Source organism: Streptomyces sp. NPDC000410 (assembly GCF_040300305.1).
Taxonomy (GTDB): Bacteria; Actinomycetota; Actinomycetes; order Streptomycetales; family Streptomycetaceae; genus Streptomyces.
Genome location: NZ_JBEPDM010000056.1, coordinates 1 through 15036, shown reverse-complemented (window position 1 = coordinate 15036; position 15036 = coordinate 1). Strand labels below are relative to the sequence as shown.

The window sequence follows — 15036 nt, the reverse complement described above, 5'->3', positions numbered from 1 at the left end:
GGATCAGGCCAGGACCAGGCCGGGGCCAGCCTGGGATCAGGCTAGGACCAGCCCGGGGCCAGCCCGGGATCGGCCCGGGATCAGGCTAGGACCAGCTAGGGACCAGGCCGGATCAGCCCGGATCAGCTCGGGACCAGGCCGGATCAGCCCGGATCAGCGGCGGTCCACGGCCAAGCGGCTTCGCGACCGCCCTCGATGAGGCCGACCATCCGGAACGCGGCGTCCGTGAGGCCGCCGAAGGTGTGCCGGTGGGGGCCCGTGGGGCCGTGGGCGGGCCGGTACCCCGCCAGGTTCCACGTGTAGACCGGGACGTTCGCGGGGACCGGTTCGGTCACCCCACGGGGCTCGTACGCGGCGGTCTGCTCGTCGGTGACGATCAGGACCCGGTCGTGCTCCCGGTAATGCTTCCGCAGCGCCTTCGCGGTGTAGGTGCCGCCGAGACTGCGGAACCGTTTCAGCACCTCCAGGACCGGCTCGCCCGGCTCGAACGGCACCTCCGCGCTGCCCCAGCCGAACTCCACCAGATCCGCCTGCTCGGCACGCATGGCCAGCGCGGTGCCGAACACGGCCGCCGCGTCCGCCCGGGTCAGCTTGGACCGCTCGGAGACGGTGTCCCAGAACATGGAGTCGGACCGGTCCACCAGGATCAGGGTCCGGCCGGGCAGGACCGGGACGTTGGCCAGGGAGTGGCCCAGCGCCCGTTCCAGCGCGTCCGCCCAGCGCGGCGACGGGGCGTGCTGGTGGGCGGCCAGGTAGCGGAAGGGGAACTGCCGGGACCGGGCGACCTCGGACGCGTCCGAGAGCCGAGCGGCGACCCGGGCCGCGACGTCGTCCGAAACCCCCGCCTCGTCGAAGTTCCGCAGGTTCCGCAGGAGCGCCATCGGCCCCATCGTGGGGATCACGGCCTCCCAGACGGCGGCGTCCATCGGTCCGTGCAGCCAGCCCGCCAGGGCCTCCCACGTCATGCCCGCAGCGCCCAGCCGCTCGGAGCCGCCCGGCCCGGTCACCACCGCCCGCCGCTCGTCCGCGGCCGACTCCATCAGCGCCCGGTGGGCGGTCAGCAGACGGTCGGAGGCCGGCGGAACCGCCTGCTCGGGGTGGTGGCGGCGGTCCAGGGCGTACTGGAACAGCGCGCCCTGCCAGGGCTTCTCCGGGTCGGGGGAGGCGTGCACCAGGTTGAGCACGTCGCCGAAGCGGAAGGCCTTGGACGCGGTGTCGTACTTGAGCAGGGACCGGGACGTGTACAGCCGGCGTACGGCGTCGGCGATGCCCCGCTTCACGGGCTGCGGCACCTTGCGCCCGTACACCGAGACCCAGTAGGCGAGCAGCTCGCCGGGCTCGTCGGCGCGCTGGAGCACCGAGTCGATCACGGACCGGTTGGACGGGCCTCCGGACGCCCCGGCCGCGAGCCGGGCCCGCACGTACGTGGCCGCGCCCACGAGGGACGCCGTACGCATGTTGCCCTCGCCGCGCAGCCAGCGCAGCAGGCCGGCCGTCCACACCGGGTCCTGGACGGCGAGTTCACCGACGAGACGGGCGTACCGGTCGTCACGCTCCTCGCCGCTCTCGTAGAAGGTCCGCTGGGTGACGAAGTTGCCGACCGCGAGGAGGAAGAGCTCCTCGTGGGGCTCCCGGACGAAGGCCGGGCCGCCCGGGTAGGTGTGGATGTCCGGCCCGGCGGGCCGGTGGGGGAGCCGTGGTGACGGGGGCAGGGCGGCGGCGGCCGCGGAGACGTGCGGGGCCACGAGCATCTCGGACCAGACCTTGGAGACGCGTTGGGTGTAACGAGGCAGTGAATCCCCCCGGATTCAAACGATCGGGCACCCCGGACAAAAGGTCCGACGGGGTGAAGACGCCCGCGCCTGCCGAGATCAAAGGGGCGGCGGCGTCACTTGGTTGTCGATAAGGAAGTAGCCGCAGCCGAGCGCATCGGAGGCGCGGTCGCGTCGCCAACCTACAAGGCCCACCGGCCCGCACACCACCGAATAAACGCAGGCCCGTTCTCGCGGCCCGCGAGGACCATCTCCGCCCCGGGCGAGCTCTCGAAGCCTTGCTACGCGGTTTTGCCGCGGTGGAAGTCGGCGACGGCGGTGAACGCGGCCTTGGGTTCCCAGGGCATGTCGGGGTACGTGGTCCCGAGGCGGTCCTCGAGGACTTTGACGACCCCGTAGCTGGCCAGGTCCAGGTCGTCGCGGGGGTCGCCGTCGGGCCGGTGAGGGTAGTCGTGGAGCGCGAAGGTGAACACGAAGGTGCTGTCGACGCCTCCGGCGTCGAACGCCTCCAGCAGCTCGCGCAGATACCTGGCCTGACCGGCTTCGTCGCGGGCGTACGCGCCGTCCAGTCGAAGGGGTGTACGGGTGTCCTTGTCGTGCTCCACGACCTCCAGGCCGCGAGCGCCCCTGTCACCCGCACCGCGGTAGCCGGCCGCGCCGAACTCGGTGATCGCGACCGGCTTTCCCTGTGCGACGAGGTGACGGACGCCGTCGGCGAATTGGCCGGCGATCTCGGCCGACCGGTAGAGATCCATGGACATGATGTCGAAGGGGGCCCAGTCGACGCGCTCGAGCGGTACGGCGGCGTAGGTCACCTTGCCGCCGAAACGCTCGCGAACGAGGGCCACGGCCTTGCCCAGGAAGTCGTTGACACGGGCGCCGACCTCGTCGATGTGCTCGCGTACACGCTGCGGTTCGCTCAGGAACGCGACCCGTTCGTCCAGCCCGTCACCGGGCAGGAAGCCCTTGTTCATCAGGCTCAGTTCGGCGCCGGTGACGAATACGACGTCGGCTCCCCGCCGCCTCAGCCGCTCCGCGCGCTCGGCGCAGTCGGCGAACAGCGACAGCATCTCGTCGGTGGTCAGTTCGAGCGGGTAGGGGGAGAACCAGACCTCCAGACCGAGGTCGGCGGCGTACCCCGCCGCGAGCTCGATCCGCTCCGGATCGCCGCCCATGACGCGGACCGCGTTGCAGTGCAGGTCGTCGCGGATGACGCGCAGCTCGCGCCTGACCACCTCCGCGTCGAAGCGGCCATGGCCGATGGCTCCGTTGTGGACGAATCCGGTGTCGTAACTGATCCCTCTGGCGCGCATGCGTCACATCCTCTGCTCGCGATAATTTACGGTACGGACCGTACCCTAACTTCCGTGAGGCGGGAATGGCGGCCAAGATGGGAAGGTACGAACAGTGCCGATGACGAGAAGGGGCCATGGCGCGGAATCTGACGGAACGGCCGTCTGCCGGGCGGACGAGGCGGCGCGGTGCCGCCCTGGAGGAGGCGATCCTGGGCGCCGCGGTGGACGAACTCACCGAGTCCGGATACGCCGGGCTGACGATGGACAAGGTCGCCGCCCGCGCCGGCACCAACAAGAACGCCCTCTATCGCCGCTGGCCGAACCGCCTCGCGCTCGGCGTCGCCGCCTACCGGCATCTGGCCACCACGGTCCAGCCGTCCGACACCGGCACTCTGCGCGACGACGTCCTTGAGTGGCTACGCCGGGCGAACCGCTACTGGAGCTCCCCCCTCGGAGCGATTCTGCGCGAACTGCTCGCCGCCGCCGGCGGCACGCCGGAACTCCTCGCGCAGCTACAGGAACAGTCCGCCGACGCCGCGGCCGCACCCTGGCTGACCATCCTGGGGCGCGCGGTCGCCCGCGGTGAAGCGTCCCCCGAAGCGCTCCACCCACGGGTCGCCACCGTGGCCATGGTCCTGCTGCGCAACGAATTCGTGGTACGCGGCGTTCCCGCCGCACCCGACGAGGTCCTCGTGGAGATCGTCGACGAGGTGTACCTGCCGCTGGTGCGCGGCCGTCACGTGCCCCAGGCCCCTTAGGAGTTCAGCTCCGCGAGCACCTGCAGCGTGGCCGGGTCCGGCGCGGTGACCAGCAGGTCGGTCACCGGGCCCTTGCGCCACAACTCCAGTCGTTCGGCGATCCGTTCACGCGGGCCGACCAGCGAGATCTCGTCGGCGAAGGCGTCCGGCACGGCCAGCACCGCCTCCTCGCGCCGCCCCTCCGCGAACAGCCGCTGGATGTGCCGGGCCTCGGACTCGTACCCCATCCTCGCCATCAGATCGGCGTGGAAGTTACGGGCCGCGTGGCCCATCCCGCCGATGTAGAAGCCGAGCATCGCCTTGACCGGCAGCAGCCCTTCGGCGACGTCGTCGCACACGGCGGCCCGCGCCAGCGGCGCGATCATGAACCCGTCGGGCAGTTCGGGCAGCTCGACGGCCGTACGCAGCGGCGACCAGTACAGCGGCAGCCAGCCGTCGGCGATCCGTAGCGTCTGGGAGATGTTCTTCGGCCCCTCCGCGCCCAGCAGGACGGGCAGATCGCGGCGCAGCGGGTGGGTGATCGGCTTGAGGGCCTTGCCGAGGCCGGTGCCGTCCTCGCCCGTGTACGGATGGGCGTGGAAGCGCCCGGCGAGCTCGACGGGCGCCTCGCGCGCGAGGACCTGGCGGATGACGTCGACGTACTCGCGCGTCGCGGTCAGCGGGCTGCGGGGAAACGGCCGCCCGTACCAGCCCTCCACCACCTGCGGCCCGGACAGGCCGAGGCCGAGCATCATCCGGCCGCCGGAGAGATGGTCGAGGGTGAGCGCGTGCATCGCGGTGGCGGTGGGGGTACGGGCCGACATCTGGGCCACCGCCGTGCCGAGCCGGATACGGGAGGTGTGGGCGGCGATCCAGGTCAGCGTGGTGAAGGCGTCGGAGCCCCAGGCCTCGGCGGTCCACACGGAGTCGTAGCCGAGGCGCTCGGCCTCGCGGGCGAGGTCGAGGTGGGCGGGGTTGGGGCCGCGCCCCCAGTAGCCGAGTGCGAGTCCGAGCCGCATACGACGCCACCCCTATCCCATTTCTGACGCATAGTCAGATCACTGTCGAAGGGCGACTGTACGACAACGGCCCCCCGCCCGGAAGGGCGAGGGGCCGTGCGTCGGCTCTATGGCTCAGCTCTGTGGCTCAGCCGCGCTGGATGCCCGTGGTGTCCTGGAGGACGCCGCGCCGGCCGTCCTGCGTCTGGGCGACCAGACCGGACCCGCGCTGCTCGACCGCGAGGTACCAGGTGCCGGGCGCGAGCTCGGCGATCGGGTTCTGCGAGCCGTCCTCGGCGTACAGCGGCCGGGCGACCGGCACCGCGAACCAGAACGCGGTGAAGTCACCGGCCGGGGCCGCCGCGCCGCCCTGCTGCGGCTGGGCCTGCGCCGGACCGGGCTGACCGGGCTGACCGGACGGGTCCGGCGACTGACCGGCCGGCGGCTGGGCGCCGTACGGCTGCGCACCGTAGGGCGGCTGCTGGCCGCCCGGGTAGCCGTAACCGGGCTGCGGGCCGGCGCCGTACGGCTGCGGGCCCTTCGGGCCCGGCGCGCCGACCAGCTGGGCCTTCAGCGCCGGGACCAGCGGGGTGGCGATCGCCGCGGCGGCCAGGACCAGCGCGGCGATGAGACCGAGGATGAGGGCGCTGCCCGCGCTGTCGGTCTCGAAGATCCACATCATGATGGACCAGGCCGAGGCGACCGTGAGGGCGATCCCGAACTGGCCGAGGTCGAGACCGGCCACCTTGCGCGGCTGCGGCAGCCCGCGCGCGATGACGATCAGGACGGCGCCGATGATGCCGGGGAAGTACGCGCCCCAGCCCATGTACGACAGCTCCCACGTGCTGGGAACGGCGTCACAGAAAGAGCCGGAGCAGTCGCTGATGTTCAGGAACGAGGCGATGAACAGCACCACCGCTGCTCCGATCACCACGCCATCGCCTCGAGTGAGGGAGCGGATGTTCACGTATAGGTCCTTAAGTGGTTGCGTCTCGTCGGGGCGGTCGTCGGTGCCGCCGGTCGGCGGTCCACAGCGCGAGGCTCGGGGGGCGGCCCCCATGGTACGGAAACTGCGCTCTCCCGGGGGACAACCCCCGTACCCCCGGGCAGGGAACGAATCTATCGCCTGCCGCCCACTAGCCGCGCAGGTAGGTGCCGATACCGTCCGCGATCCCCTGCGCCGCCTTCTGCCGCCACCGCGAACTCGTCAGCTGGGCCGCGTCCTTCGCGTCACGCATATTGCCGCATTCGATGAACACCTTGGGAACGGTGGACAGATTCAGGCCCCCGAGATCCTTCCGCACGTCAACCCCCGTGCCGTCGCCCACGTAGTTGGAGGGCTCGCTGCCCGTGGCGCGGGCGAATTCCGCGGCGATGTCCTCCCCGAGCGCGCGCGACGGGCCGACGATCCTCGTCGTGTCCGCCGTGCCGCCCTTCACGGGTGCGGGGAGGATCACATGGAAGCCGCGATTGCCCTCCCCCGACCCGTCCGCGTGGATGGAGATCACGGCGTCGGCCGTGGCTTTGTTGCCGATTTCGGCGCGTTCGTCCACGCAGGGGCCGTAAGGGCGGTCATTGTCCTGGGTGAATTGGACCGTTGCGCCCTGCTTCATCAGCAAAGTGCGAAGACGGTGTGAAACATCGAGGGTGAATTCCGCCTCGGTGTAACCGTCATTCGTGGACGTGCCCGTGGTGTCGCATTCCTTGCGGTTGGTTCCGATGTCCACGAGCTTGTTGATCTCGCGGGTGTGCGCGAAGTTGCCGGGGTTGTGGCCGGGGTCGACGACGATGACTTTCCCGGCGAGGGGGAGCCGGTTGTCCGCTGCCGGGGCGGCGGCGCTGGCCGTGGTGGACCCGGGGGCGGACCCGGTGGTTCCGGGGCGGGGCGGGGTCCCGTCCGCACCGGCGCATCCGGCCAGCGAGACGGCGGCCGCGACCGTCGCCACCAGGGGCAGGAGGGCCCGGTGGCGGAGGGGAGGCCGGTTCGGGCCGTACGTCACGTTCGTCATCTTCGTCGTCGTCGGCATCGTTGGCGATGCTAGTCCGGCGCGCTCAGATCCCCCGACCCGTGCGCCGCAGGACACGCAGCGAGTCGGTCGCGGCCACCTCGGTGAAGGCCCCCGACTCCAGCGCCTTGAGATAGATCCGGTACGGGGCCTGGCCGGTCCATTCGTCCACCGGGTCCGGGAACACGTCGTGGATGACGAGCAGGCCGCCCTCGGCGACGTGCGGGGCCCAGCCCTCGTAGTCGTTCGTCGCGTGCTCGTCCGTGTGCCCGCCGTCGATGAAGACCAGCCCGACCTGACCGCCCCACACCCGCGCGACCTGCGGCGACCGCCCGACGACCGCGATGACGTGGTCCTCCAGACCGGCCTTGTGGAGCGTGCGGCGGAAAGTGGGCAGCGTGTCCATCCGCCCCACCTCGGGGTCCACGACCGTCGGGTCGTGGTAGTCCCACCCCGGCTGCTGCTCCTCGCTGCCCCGGTGGTGATCGACGGTGACCGCGACGGTGCCCGCCTGGCGCGCGGCGTCCGCGAGCAGGATCGTGGACCGCCCGCAGTACGTCCCGACCTCCAGGAGCGGCAGCCCGAGCGCCCCGGCCTCGACGGCCGCCGCGTAGAGGGCGAGCCCCTCGCGTACGGGCATGAACCCCTTCGCGGCCTCGAAGGCGGCGAGGACCTCCGGCTTGGGGGCGGGCATCGCGGCGGCCATGGGTTCCTCCGTGCTCGTGGGCGCGTACTGGGCGGTCACATCGTAGGCGGGCCTAGGGTTTGCCGTCGCACTCGAACCAGACCGTCTTGCCGCCCGGCCCCGGCACCAGGACGCCCCAGCGATTGGTCACGGCCTCGACCAGGACCAGCCCGCGTCCGTCCTCGGCGAGCTCGTCACGGGCGGGGCGAGCCGGTACGGGCCGGCCGGGGTGGTCGTCGCTCACCTCGACCCGGAGCCCGCCCGGCCGCCGGAGGATGAGGACGGTGCAGCGCCGGTCGGGCACGTGGCGCACGACATTGGCGACCAGCTCGGTGAGCGCCAGCTCGGCGGCCTCGGTCAGTTCGGCCATGTCCCAGCGAGCAAGGAACATGCGGACGATGCGGCGGAGATGGCGGGCGGAGTGGGCGCCGACGGCGAACCCGAGGCGGTAGCTGTGCGCGATTCCCGCCGGTGGGTTCTCAATTACGTGATTCATGTCACCAGCGTGCGTTCGCTTGATTACGCTCGGCTACGTACCGGAACGAACGCCGCACGGCGTGAGCTTGGGGGTGACCGCTCCATGGTCAACATCCGCGACCTCGATCCCAGCGCCTCTCCGCTGGACTACTACGGCTCCGAACTCCGCCGCCTGAGAGAAGAGGCCGGTCTCACGCAGGGCGAGCTGGGCGGCTGCATCTTCTGTACGGCCTCGCTGATCGGCCAGATCGAAACGGCGAGGAAGGTCCCGACGAGGGACTTCAGCGAGCGCGTGGACGCGGCGCTGGGGACGGGCGGGGTGTTCTCGCGGCTGGTGGGGCTGGTGCTGAGGAGTCAGCTGCCGAGCTGGTTCCAGGCGTACGCGGAGATGGAGGCGAAGGCGGCGTACATCTCGACGTACCAGGCGCAGTTGGTTTACGGGCTTCTTCAGACGGAGGGGTATGCGCGTGCGGTGCTGGAGGCGGGGTGGTCGGACAAGCTCGACGAGGCGGTGGCCGCGAGGATGGAGCGCCAGCGCATCCTGAGCCGGGGACGTCCGCCGTTGGTGTGGGTGGTGCTGGACGAGTCGGTGCTGCACCGGCCGTTCGGCGGCCGTGAGGTCATGCGGAACCAACTCAGCCACTTGTTGGGATTCCGGGATCGGCGTGAGGTTCGCATCCAGGTGCTGCCCTTCGATGCCGGTCAGCACCCGGCGACGGTGGGGTCGTTCACCGTCCTGAGGTTCGACGGGGACCCGGATATCGTCTACGCCGAGAGCTATGCCTCGGCCAATGTGACCGCCAACCCGGAGACGGTCAGGGACTGTTCGCACCGTTACGATCACCTTCAGGCTGCGGCCCTCTCCGTGGAGGATTCGGCGGCATTGATCGCCCGCGTACTGGAGGAACGTTATGGGGACCACCCTGGACCTGACGGGCGCGTTGTGGCGTAAGTCCAGCTACAGCGGCGGCACCGGCGGCGAGTGCATCGAGTGCGCCCCCCTCGGCGCCGCCGCCTGGCGCAAGTCGTCCTACAGCTCCGACACCGGCGGCGACTGCGTCGAGGTCGCCGCCCAGCCCTGCCGTATCGCCGTCCGCGACTCCAAGAACCCGGACGGCCCCGCCTTCACGGTCGCCCCCGGGGCCTTCGCAGCCTTCACGGCCTTCGTCGGGGCGGCGTCCGAGGGAACCGTCTGAGGCTCGTCGGGGTGGGCACAGTGGCGCGGCTGCCGCTTTGGGTGCCGCGCCACTGCGTACGGGCGGTGGTTGTCACTGCTCGGCGGTCAGAGCCCAGCGGACCGTGGAAGGAGCGGCGATGTGGACGCTGCCTTCCCCTCGCTCTCTTTTCAGGTGGATTTCGTTGTACGTGCTGCTCACCTCGTGATCCACGCATTCGAGCGGGAAGCTGAGGCCCGTCGGCTGCACGGAGACTGTGAGCGTTCCTTTCCCCTGGCAATTGACCTGTATGGCCAGTCGCCCCGCCCCGACCTTGTTTCCCAGTGGCAGCGCAGCGTTCCCCTTACGCGAGTGCACGCTGAGGAGGAGAGCGCCGTCGTTCATGGGCTTGGGGGCCTTTGTTACCGTCTCGCCCTCAATATGCTCTGCCCTGCCTGTGCTGGACCGCGGCTGTGAGGGCGAGAGCGAGGGCGCCGGGGGAGAGGGTTGGGCCTCTCTGTCAAGGCCGCCGCTGCAACCACTCGCTCCCAGGACCACTAAGGCGAATATCAGCGTGCACCTGCCACGCGCCGCTCTGACGGCAGTCGGATCGGTCATTCCTCCCACAGGTACCAGCCAACTCGCATGGGCGTGTAGCTGGTGATCGTCTTCTTGGTGCTGGTCTTGCAGTTGCTGTACATGATGTAACTCGTACCGGTGTTCTTGAGCCGGTAGACGCCGTACTTGGCGTTGGTGGTCTTCCTCGGAGGGGTGTCGACCGAGATCGAGTTGCCCAGCTTCGCGGTCAACTTGGCCGACAGGTTGACTTCGTACTTGGCCTCGATCTTGGCGATCATGGCGTCGACGCTTGTCGTCAGGCCTGACGTGACACTGACGCCGACCTCGCCAGTGACCTCGGAAGTGAAGGTCGACCTGGCTGTACGCGACGTCCCGTTGTAGTTGGAATTGGTCGGGCCGACACCCTTGTGGTACGTCCCTCCCTTGGAGTTGGGCGTGTAGATCCGTGTGGTCGGGCCGCAATACGGCCCATTCGTCGTGTCACCGGGCTTGCCAGGTAATCCAGTTCCGGTTGGCAACGGCTCCGGGTCGGGGTCCTCCACCAGATCTGACTCTTCCGGCTCTGCCGGCGGTGCGCTATTGACCGGCTCCGGCTCTTCGGAGGAGACGGAGAAGGTTTCTGGTGCCTGCGCAAGTGCCGGGTCGGCGGAAATGGCAAGCGCGGCTATGGCGATCGCGGAGACCAGCGGCCCACGTCTGACGATGGTGCCCATAGGGAACCCTTCTGCTGTGTCGCCCCCTTGGAACGACTGGGCACCAGTAAGGCATGTGCATGATGATCGACCTAGAGGAATTGCGAATTCCTGAGCACAACTTGAGATACGCCTGCCTGAGCGGCCGGATATAGCCGTTGGGTTCTTGGCTTGTCTGCGACTGGCCGGCGGCCGCTGACCGGGTTCCCCACGGCACCTCACGGCGGCGATCGCGGGCCGTCGGAGGGCGGCTCGGTGCGAGCCGCAAACCGCCCCGTGCCGACAGTCGGCCTCGCTTCCAGTAGCTATCCTCGCGGCGGGAGACCTGGAAGGTGATGGGTAATGGGCTCGCTAGTCTATTTTCGCAAGGTAGCTGCATCGGAAAGCTCCGTGGAGTACATCTTCGGTTTCGATGCCGAGGACGGCTCACGAGGCCTCGTGATGGATATCGGCAGCCGCAGATCCCGCCCCGCCGACGGCAGGGTCGACTATGCCTTCCTCAAGGCGTCACGGAAGATCAACGCGATGTACGACGAGACATCCACGTGGCCGGACCGGGGAATGAGCGTCAGCTGACGGGGATCCCATGCGCGGGCGCCGGGTCCGGTCAGTCGTCGTGGGGTTTGGCGAACTCCTCGATCAGTACGGGGTACTGCTCCCCGCCATGTCCCGCGGCGATCGAGCGGTCGGCCATCGCCTTGAACAGCTTCGGCAGTTCGGCGTTGACGCCCACCGCCTCGCTCTCCTCGATGAGGTGTGCCATGGCCCGCGCGTCGGTCTCCAGGGCCGACACCTCGGCCGGGTAGGAGCCGTTGTCGATCTGCTCGGCGTACCCGGGGAGCCATTCGGCCACCCCGGCCGCGATCTGCCGTGCGAACGGCGCGTACGTCGTCGCGTCGACCCCGGCCGTCCTGAGCAGGGCGGTGCCCTGGAGCCAGGCGTTCAGGACGCTCCACATCATGGCCAGGCCGGCCACGTCGTAAAGCGCTGCCAGGCCATGGTCCGCACCGAGGTAGGTGACGGTGCCGAGCGCGTCGAGGGTGGACCTGTGGGCGTCGAAGTCCGCCTGCGGGCCGCTGTGCAGAATCACCGCCTCTGCCGTGCCGATCGTCGGCGGGATGGCCATGATGGCGCCGTCCAGATAGCGGGCGCCGCGCTGCTCGGCCCAGCGGGCGGCTTCGCGGGCCTGGGTCGAGTCGCCCGAGGTCAGGTTGATCAGCGTCGTGCCGTGGAGCTCGACATCGCTCGCGCCGAGCAGCTCGTGCATGGCCTGGTAGTCGGTGAGGCAGATGATCGTCAGGGGACCCGCCTTGAGCGCGGCGCCGACGGTCGGCGCCAACTGCGCGCCCTCGGAGACCAGTTGGTCGGCCTTGGAGGCCGTACGGTTCCACACGGTTGTGGGATGCCCGGCCTTCAGGAACGCGTCGGCGAGTGCCTGGCCCATGAGTCCGAGGCCGATGATTGTCACGGGTGTGTCGGTCTTGTTCATGGCAGCATCGTCAACGTTGATACCGGTATGAAGGTCAAGCGAGGTTTCGATGCGGATCGGGGAACTTGGTCGTCGGACGGGCGTCAACGCCCACCAGTTGCGCTACTACGAGGCCCAAGGGCTGCTGGAGGCAGAGCGCGGCGCGAACGGGTATCGCGAGTACGGCGAGAGCGCGGTCCTGCGGGTGAAGCAGATCCGCCACCTGCTCGGCGCCGGTCTGTCCTCCGAGGACATCGCGTACCTGCTGCCCTGTGCGGTGGGGGAGACCCCGGAACTGCTCGGGTGTCCCGAACTGCTGGCCGCGATGCGGACACGGCTGCGGCGCATCGACGACCAGATGGACAGGCTCGCCCGATCCCGCGACGCCCTCACCGACTACATCGACGCGGCGGAACGCATGGGTGCCGAGACCTATCCGCCCTTTGAGGACGCCGCTGAGGGCACCGCCGAGGACGCCGCCACGGAGACCGTCCCCGCCTGAGCGGCCGGGAGCACGCCCGGCCGTCGGCCACGGGGCCGCGCGCGTGCCGTCAGTGGGACCGGCCGGCGTTGAGCCGGGCGGCCTGGCGCGTCAGGTGGTCGCGCTCGGCGAGGTTGGGGGCCTTCCGGGCCGCCTCGGCGTACAGCCGTGCCGCCGTCGTCAGGTCGCCGTCGCGCTCGTGGAGGTACGCCGCCACCGCGGCGTGACGGGGCAGGGAGTCGTCCAGCGCCGCGAGCGCCGCCAGACCGGCGCGCGGGCCGTCGGCCTCGCCGACGGCCACCGCGCGGTTGAGGCGGACGACCGGGTTGTCGGTCAGGCGCGCGAGTTCGTCGTACCACTCCACGATCTGCACCCAGTCGGTCTCCTCGGCGGTGGGCGCGTCGGCGTGGAGGGCGGCGATGGCGGCCTGGGCCTGGAACTCGCCCAGCCGGTCGCGGGCGAGGGCCGCCTGCAGGATCCCGACGCCCTCGGCGATCGACTTCGTGTCCCACCGGCCGCGGTCCTGTTCGGCGAGCGGCACCAGGCTGCCGTCGGGGGCGGTACGGGCCGCGCGGCGGGCGTGGTGGAGGAGCATGAGGGCGAGTAGCCCCGCCACCTCGGGGTGGTCGATCGCGGCCGCGAGCTGCCGGGTGAGCCGGATGGCCTCGGCGGCGAGGTCGACGTCGCCGGAGTAGCCCTCGTTGAAGACCAGGTAGAGGACGCGCAGCACGGTGGCGACGTCGCCGGGCCGGTCGAACCGTACGCCGGAGACGGTGCGCTTGGCGCGGCTGATGCGCTGCGCCATGGTCGCCTCGGGCACCAGGTAGGCCTGGGCGATCTGGCGGGTGGTCAGCCCGCCGACGGCGCGCAGCGTGAGGGCGACCGCGGACGACGGCGTCAGCGACGGGTGGGCGCACAGGAAGTAGAGCTGGAGCGTGTCGTCCACGGCGGGCGCGGGACCGGGCGGCGGCTCCTCGTCGACGCGGTCCTCACGTCGCCGGCGGGCGGTGTCCGCGCGGGTCGCGTCGAGGAACTTGCGCCAGGCCACGGTGACCAGCCAGCCCTTCGGGTCCCGTGGCTGGTCGGCCGGCCAGACGCGGACCGCCTCGACCAGCGCGTCCTGGACGGCGTCCTCGGCCGCCGCGAAGTCGGCTCCGCGGCGGACGAGGATCGCGAGCACGCCCGGGGTGAGGATGCGGAGCAGGTCCTCGTTCACCGGGGAGGTCACTGCGCGGTCACTCCGTGATGGTGGGCGGGGCGGCCAGGAACGGGCGCACCTCCAGCCACTCGTGGATCGGCTTCCCGCCCGCGCCAGGGGCGGCCGAGAGCTCCCCGGCCAGCTCGACGGCGCGCTCGTAGCTGTCGACGTCGATGATCATCCAGCCGGCGATGAGGTCCTTGGTCTCGGCGAACGGGCCGTCGGTGACCGGCGGGCGTCCCTCGCCGTCGTAGCGGACCCACGCCCCCTCCGGGGCGAGCGCCTGACCGTCGACGTACTCGCCGGTCTTCTCCAGCCGGGCCGCGAAGTCGCTCATGTACTGCACGTGCGCCGAGATCTCCTCCGGCGTCCACTGGTCCATGGGCACGTCGTTGGCCGGGGCCGGAGCGCCGCGATAGTGCTTGAGCAGCAGGTACTTGGCCATCGTGGTTCTCCTCGATGCGGGTGCGACCCATTGTGGTCGCGTTCACTGCGGGGACGGAGCAGGCCACGGGTTCTCGACATCGCCGTCAGAACTTTTTTGGCTCAATGTGCGCGCGAGGTGTCGCGAGGTGTCCGGATCAGGGAGTACGGAGGATTTCGCGGGCTTGTTCGGCGGCGCGCATGGTGCTTTCGGAGACGAAGTCGAGGAAGCGGGCGACGTTCTCCAGGCGGGCGGCGGCCGGGGTGTCGGAGCCGAGGACGCCGACGCCCTGGCGTGCGGTCTCGACGATGTGGGCGATGGAGCGGGCGCTGGAGATCATCGACTGGTACCAGATGTCGTCGTCGACGATGTAGCGCTCGCGGCGGCGTTCGTCGCGTTCCCGGCGGGCGAAGCCCTGGCTTTCGAGGAAGCCGATGGCCTTGGACACGGACGCCGGGCTGACCTGGAGGTGCTGGACGAGCTCGGAGGCGGTGAGGCTGCCGGTGTCGGCGAGGGTGAGGGCGGCCATCACCCGGGCCGTCATCTTGGGCATGCCGGAGGCCATGAGGGCGGTGGTGAAGACCTCTTCGTACTCGCGGACGGCCTCGGGGTCGCGTCCGTGGGGCTGCGGGGAGGTGTCGGATCGGCGGGGCGTGGTGGGCCTGCGGCGGTGGGCGCGGCGTTCGGTGGCGCGGTGGGCGAGGTCGGCGCGGTAGGTGGTGGGGCCGCCGTTGCGCATGACTTCGCGGGTGATGGTGGAGGTGGGGCGGTCGAGGCGTCGGGCGATCTCCGCGTAGGCGAGGCCGTCGGCCAGGCCCAGGGCGATCTGCTGGCGTTCGGGCTGGGTGAGTCTGCCGCCGGGCATCGCGGTCTCCTTCATGGTCCGTGGATGCCTGCACTATAGCGTTCACTCTTCATCCATTGCAACGTTCGGACACAAGGATGTTGCGTTAATTCTTGGAACGTTGCAACGAATTCACGGCTTCTACCTGCGATGATGCTGTTCTGTCGCAACGAGTTGGTTGCCAGGTCTTCGAACGCAACGTAGCTTTTCCGGTGTCAGAAAGACC

17 protein-coding genes are annotated in these 15036 nt (G+C 70.2%); 5 read left to right on the top strand and 12 right to left on the bottom strand.

The window, feature by feature from the left end; genetic code table 11:
- Positions 1 to 143: 143 nt before the first annotated feature.
- Entirely contained in the window at positions 144 to 1751 is a 1608-nt protein-coding gene (locus ABT342_RS32910; protein ID WP_351581923.1) for a TROVE domain-containing protein, read from the bottom strand.
- A 302-nt stretch (positions 1752 to 2053) separates the two neighbouring features.
- Entirely contained in the window at positions 2054 to 3085 is a 1032-nt protein-coding gene (locus tag ABT342_RS32905) for a glycoside hydrolase family 113 protein (protein WP_351581921.1), read from the bottom strand.
- A gap of 116 nt (positions 3086 to 3201) precedes the next feature.
- Here ABT342_RS32905 and ABT342_RS32900 point away from each other — a divergent pair, with 116 nt between their 5' ends.
- Positions 3202 to 3825, top strand: coding sequence for a TetR/AcrR family transcriptional regulator (locus tag ABT342_RS32900; protein WP_351581918.1), 624 nt, complete (start codon positions 3202 to 3204; stop codon positions 3823 to 3825).
- On the opposite strand, the gene ABT342_RS32895 is transcribed toward ABT342_RS32900, so the two are convergent.
- The 5 genes from ABT342_RS32895 to ABT342_RS32875 form a co-directional block, all read right to left on the bottom strand.
- Positions 3822 to 4823, bottom strand: coding sequence for an LLM class F420-dependent oxidoreductase (locus ABT342_RS32895; protein WP_351581916.1), 1002 nt, complete (start codon positions 4821 to 4823; stop codon positions 3822 to 3824). The genes ABT342_RS32900 and ABT342_RS32895 overlap by 4 nt on opposite strands.
- Positions 4824 to 4950: 127 nt before the next feature.
- Positions 4951 to 5769 (bottom strand): hypothetical protein, encoded by an 819-nt coding sequence (locus ABT342_RS32890; protein WP_351581914.1) that lies wholly within the window; start codon positions 5767 to 5769, stop codon positions 4951 to 4953.
- 169 nt (positions 5770 to 5938) lie between these two features.
- Positions 5939 to 6829 carry an N-acetylmuramoyl-L-alanine amidase gene (locus ABT342_RS32885; RefSeq protein ID WP_502965656.1) on the bottom strand — a complete coding sequence of 297 codons (891 nt, stop codon included), beginning with the start codon at positions 6827 to 6829 and terminating at the stop codon, positions 5939 to 5941.
- Between the two features lie 25 nt (positions 6830 to 6854).
- Positions 6855 to 7514, bottom strand: a complete 660-nt coding sequence (locus ABT342_RS32880; protein ID WP_351581912.1) for a class I SAM-dependent methyltransferase — start codon at positions 7512 to 7514, stop codon at positions 6855 to 6857.
- Between the two features lie 52 nt (positions 7515 to 7566).
- Positions 7567 to 7989: an ATP-binding protein gene (locus ABT342_RS32875; RefSeq protein WP_351581910.1), complete on the bottom strand. Its 423-nt coding sequence runs from the start codon at positions 7987 to 7989 to the stop codon at positions 7567 to 7569.
- A gap of 84 nt (positions 7990 to 8073) precedes the next feature.
- Between ABT342_RS32875 and ABT342_RS32870 the strand changes: the two genes are divergently transcribed.
- Positions 8074 to 8922, top strand: a complete 849-nt coding sequence (locus tag ABT342_RS32870; RefSeq protein ID WP_351581908.1) for a helix-turn-helix domain-containing protein — start codon at positions 8074 to 8076, stop codon at positions 8920 to 8922.
- Positions 8882 to 9166 (top strand): DUF397 domain-containing protein, encoded by a 285-nt coding sequence (locus ABT342_RS32865; protein WP_351581906.1) that lies wholly within the window; start codon positions 8882 to 8884, stop codon positions 9164 to 9166. The genes ABT342_RS32870 and ABT342_RS32865 overlap by 41 nt, the downstream gene beginning before the upstream one ends.
- A 572-nt stretch (positions 9167 to 9738) precedes the next feature.
- On the opposite strand, the gene ABT342_RS32860 is transcribed toward ABT342_RS32865, so the two are convergent.
- Positions 9739 to 10416, bottom strand: coding sequence for a hypothetical protein (locus tag ABT342_RS32860; RefSeq protein ID WP_351581904.1), 678 nt, complete (start codon positions 10414 to 10416; stop codon positions 9739 to 9741).
- Positions 10417 to 10785: 369 nt separating this feature from the next.
- On the opposite strand from ABT342_RS32860, the gene ABT342_RS32855 reads away from it, so the two are divergent.
- Positions 10786 to 10971, top strand: coding sequence for a hypothetical protein (locus ABT342_RS32855; RefSeq protein WP_351581902.1), 186 nt, complete (start codon positions 10786 to 10788; stop codon positions 10969 to 10971).
- 31 nt (positions 10972 to 11002) lie between these two features.
- Here the strand turns inward: ABT342_RS32855 and ABT342_RS32850 are convergent, their stop codons facing one another.
- Entirely contained in the window at positions 11003 to 11884 is an 882-nt protein-coding gene (locus tag ABT342_RS32850; protein WP_351581901.1) for an NAD(P)-dependent oxidoreductase, read from the bottom strand.
- A 49-nt stretch (positions 11885 to 11933) separates the two neighbouring features.
- Between ABT342_RS32850 and ABT342_RS32845 the strand changes: the two genes are divergently transcribed.
- A complete protein-coding gene (locus ABT342_RS32845; RefSeq protein WP_351581900.1) occupies positions 11934 to 12365 on the top strand; it encodes a MerR family transcriptional regulator in 432 nt (143 codons plus the stop codon).
- A 49-nt stretch (positions 12366 to 12414) separates the two neighbouring features.
- Here the strand turns inward: ABT342_RS32845 and ABT342_RS32840 are convergent, their stop codons facing one another.
- The 3 genes from ABT342_RS32840 to ABT342_RS32830 all read right to left on the bottom strand — a co-directional run bounded on the left by ABT342_RS32840 (position 12415) and on the right by ABT342_RS32830 (position 14831).
- A complete protein-coding gene (locus ABT342_RS32840) occupies positions 12415 to 13560 on the bottom strand; it encodes an RNA polymerase sigma factor (protein ID WP_351581958.1) in 1146 nt (381 codons plus the stop codon).
- A gap of 19 nt (positions 13561 to 13579) precedes the next feature.
- Positions 13580 to 13987 carry a YciI family protein gene (locus ABT342_RS32835; protein ID WP_351581898.1) on the bottom strand — a complete coding sequence of 136 codons (408 nt, stop codon included), beginning with the start codon at positions 13985 to 13987 and terminating at the stop codon, positions 13580 to 13582.
- 136 nt (positions 13988 to 14123) lie between these two features.
- The gene (locus ABT342_RS32830; RefSeq protein ID WP_351581896.1) at positions 14124 to 14831 is read right to left on the bottom strand and encodes a GbsR/MarR family transcriptional regulator; all 708 of its coding nucleotides are present in this window, start codon (positions 14829 to 14831) and stop codon (positions 14124 to 14126) included.
- Positions 14832 to 15036: the final 205 nt, after the last annotated feature.

Excerpts from the sequence above, each read along its gene's own strand:
- ABT342_RS32910 (WP_351581923.1), bottom strand. The coding sequence starts at position 1,751 with ATGCTCGTGGCCCCGCACGTCTCCGCGGCCGCCGCCGCCCTGCCCCCG.
- ABT342_RS32905 (WP_351581921.1), bottom strand. The coding sequence starts at position 3,085 with ATGCGCGCCAGAGGGATCAGTTACGACACCGGATTCGTCCACAACGGA.
- ABT342_RS32900 (WP_351581918.1), top strand. The coding sequence starts at position 3,202 with ATGGCGCGGAATCTGACGGAACGGCCGTCTGCCGGGCGGACGAGGCGG.
- ABT342_RS32895 (WP_351581916.1), bottom strand. The coding sequence starts at position 4,823 with ATGCGGCTCGGACTCGCACTCGGCTACTGGGGGCGCGGCCCCAACCCC.
- ABT342_RS32885 (WP_502965656.1), bottom strand. The coding sequence starts at position 6,829 with ATGCCGACGACGACGAAGATGACGAACGTGACGTACGGCCCGAACCGG.
- ABT342_RS32880 (WP_351581912.1), bottom strand. The coding sequence starts at position 7,514 with ATGGCCGCCGCGATGCCCGCCCCCAAGCCGGAGGTCCTCGCCGCCTTC.
- ABT342_RS32875 (WP_351581910.1), bottom strand. The coding sequence starts at position 7,989 with ATGAATCACGTAATTGAGAACCCACCGGCGGGAATCGCGCACAGCTAC.
- ABT342_RS32870 (WP_351581908.1), top strand. The coding sequence starts at position 8,074 with ATGGTCAACATCCGCGACCTCGATCCCAGCGCCTCTCCGCTGGACTAC.
- ABT342_RS32865 (WP_351581906.1), top strand. The coding sequence starts at position 8,882 with ATGGGGACCACCCTGGACCTGACGGGCGCGTTGTGGCGTAAGTCCAGC.
- ABT342_RS32860 (WP_351581904.1), bottom strand. The coding sequence starts at position 10,416 with ATGGGCACCATCGTCAGACGTGGGCCGCTGGTCTCCGCGATCGCCATA.
- ABT342_RS32850 (WP_351581901.1), bottom strand. The coding sequence starts at position 11,884 with ATGAACAAGACCGACACACCCGTGACAATCATCGGCCTCGGACTCATG.
- ABT342_RS32845 (WP_351581900.1), top strand. The coding sequence starts at position 11,934 with ATGCGGATCGGGGAACTTGGTCGTCGGACGGGCGTCAACGCCCACCAG.
- ABT342_RS32835 (WP_351581898.1), bottom strand. The coding sequence starts at position 13,987 with ATGGCCAAGTACCTGCTGCTCAAGCACTATCGCGGCGCTCCGGCCCCG.
- ABT342_RS32830 (WP_351581896.1), bottom strand. The coding sequence starts at position 14,831 with ATGCCCGGCGGCAGACTCACCCAGCCCGAACGCCAGCAGATCGCCCTG.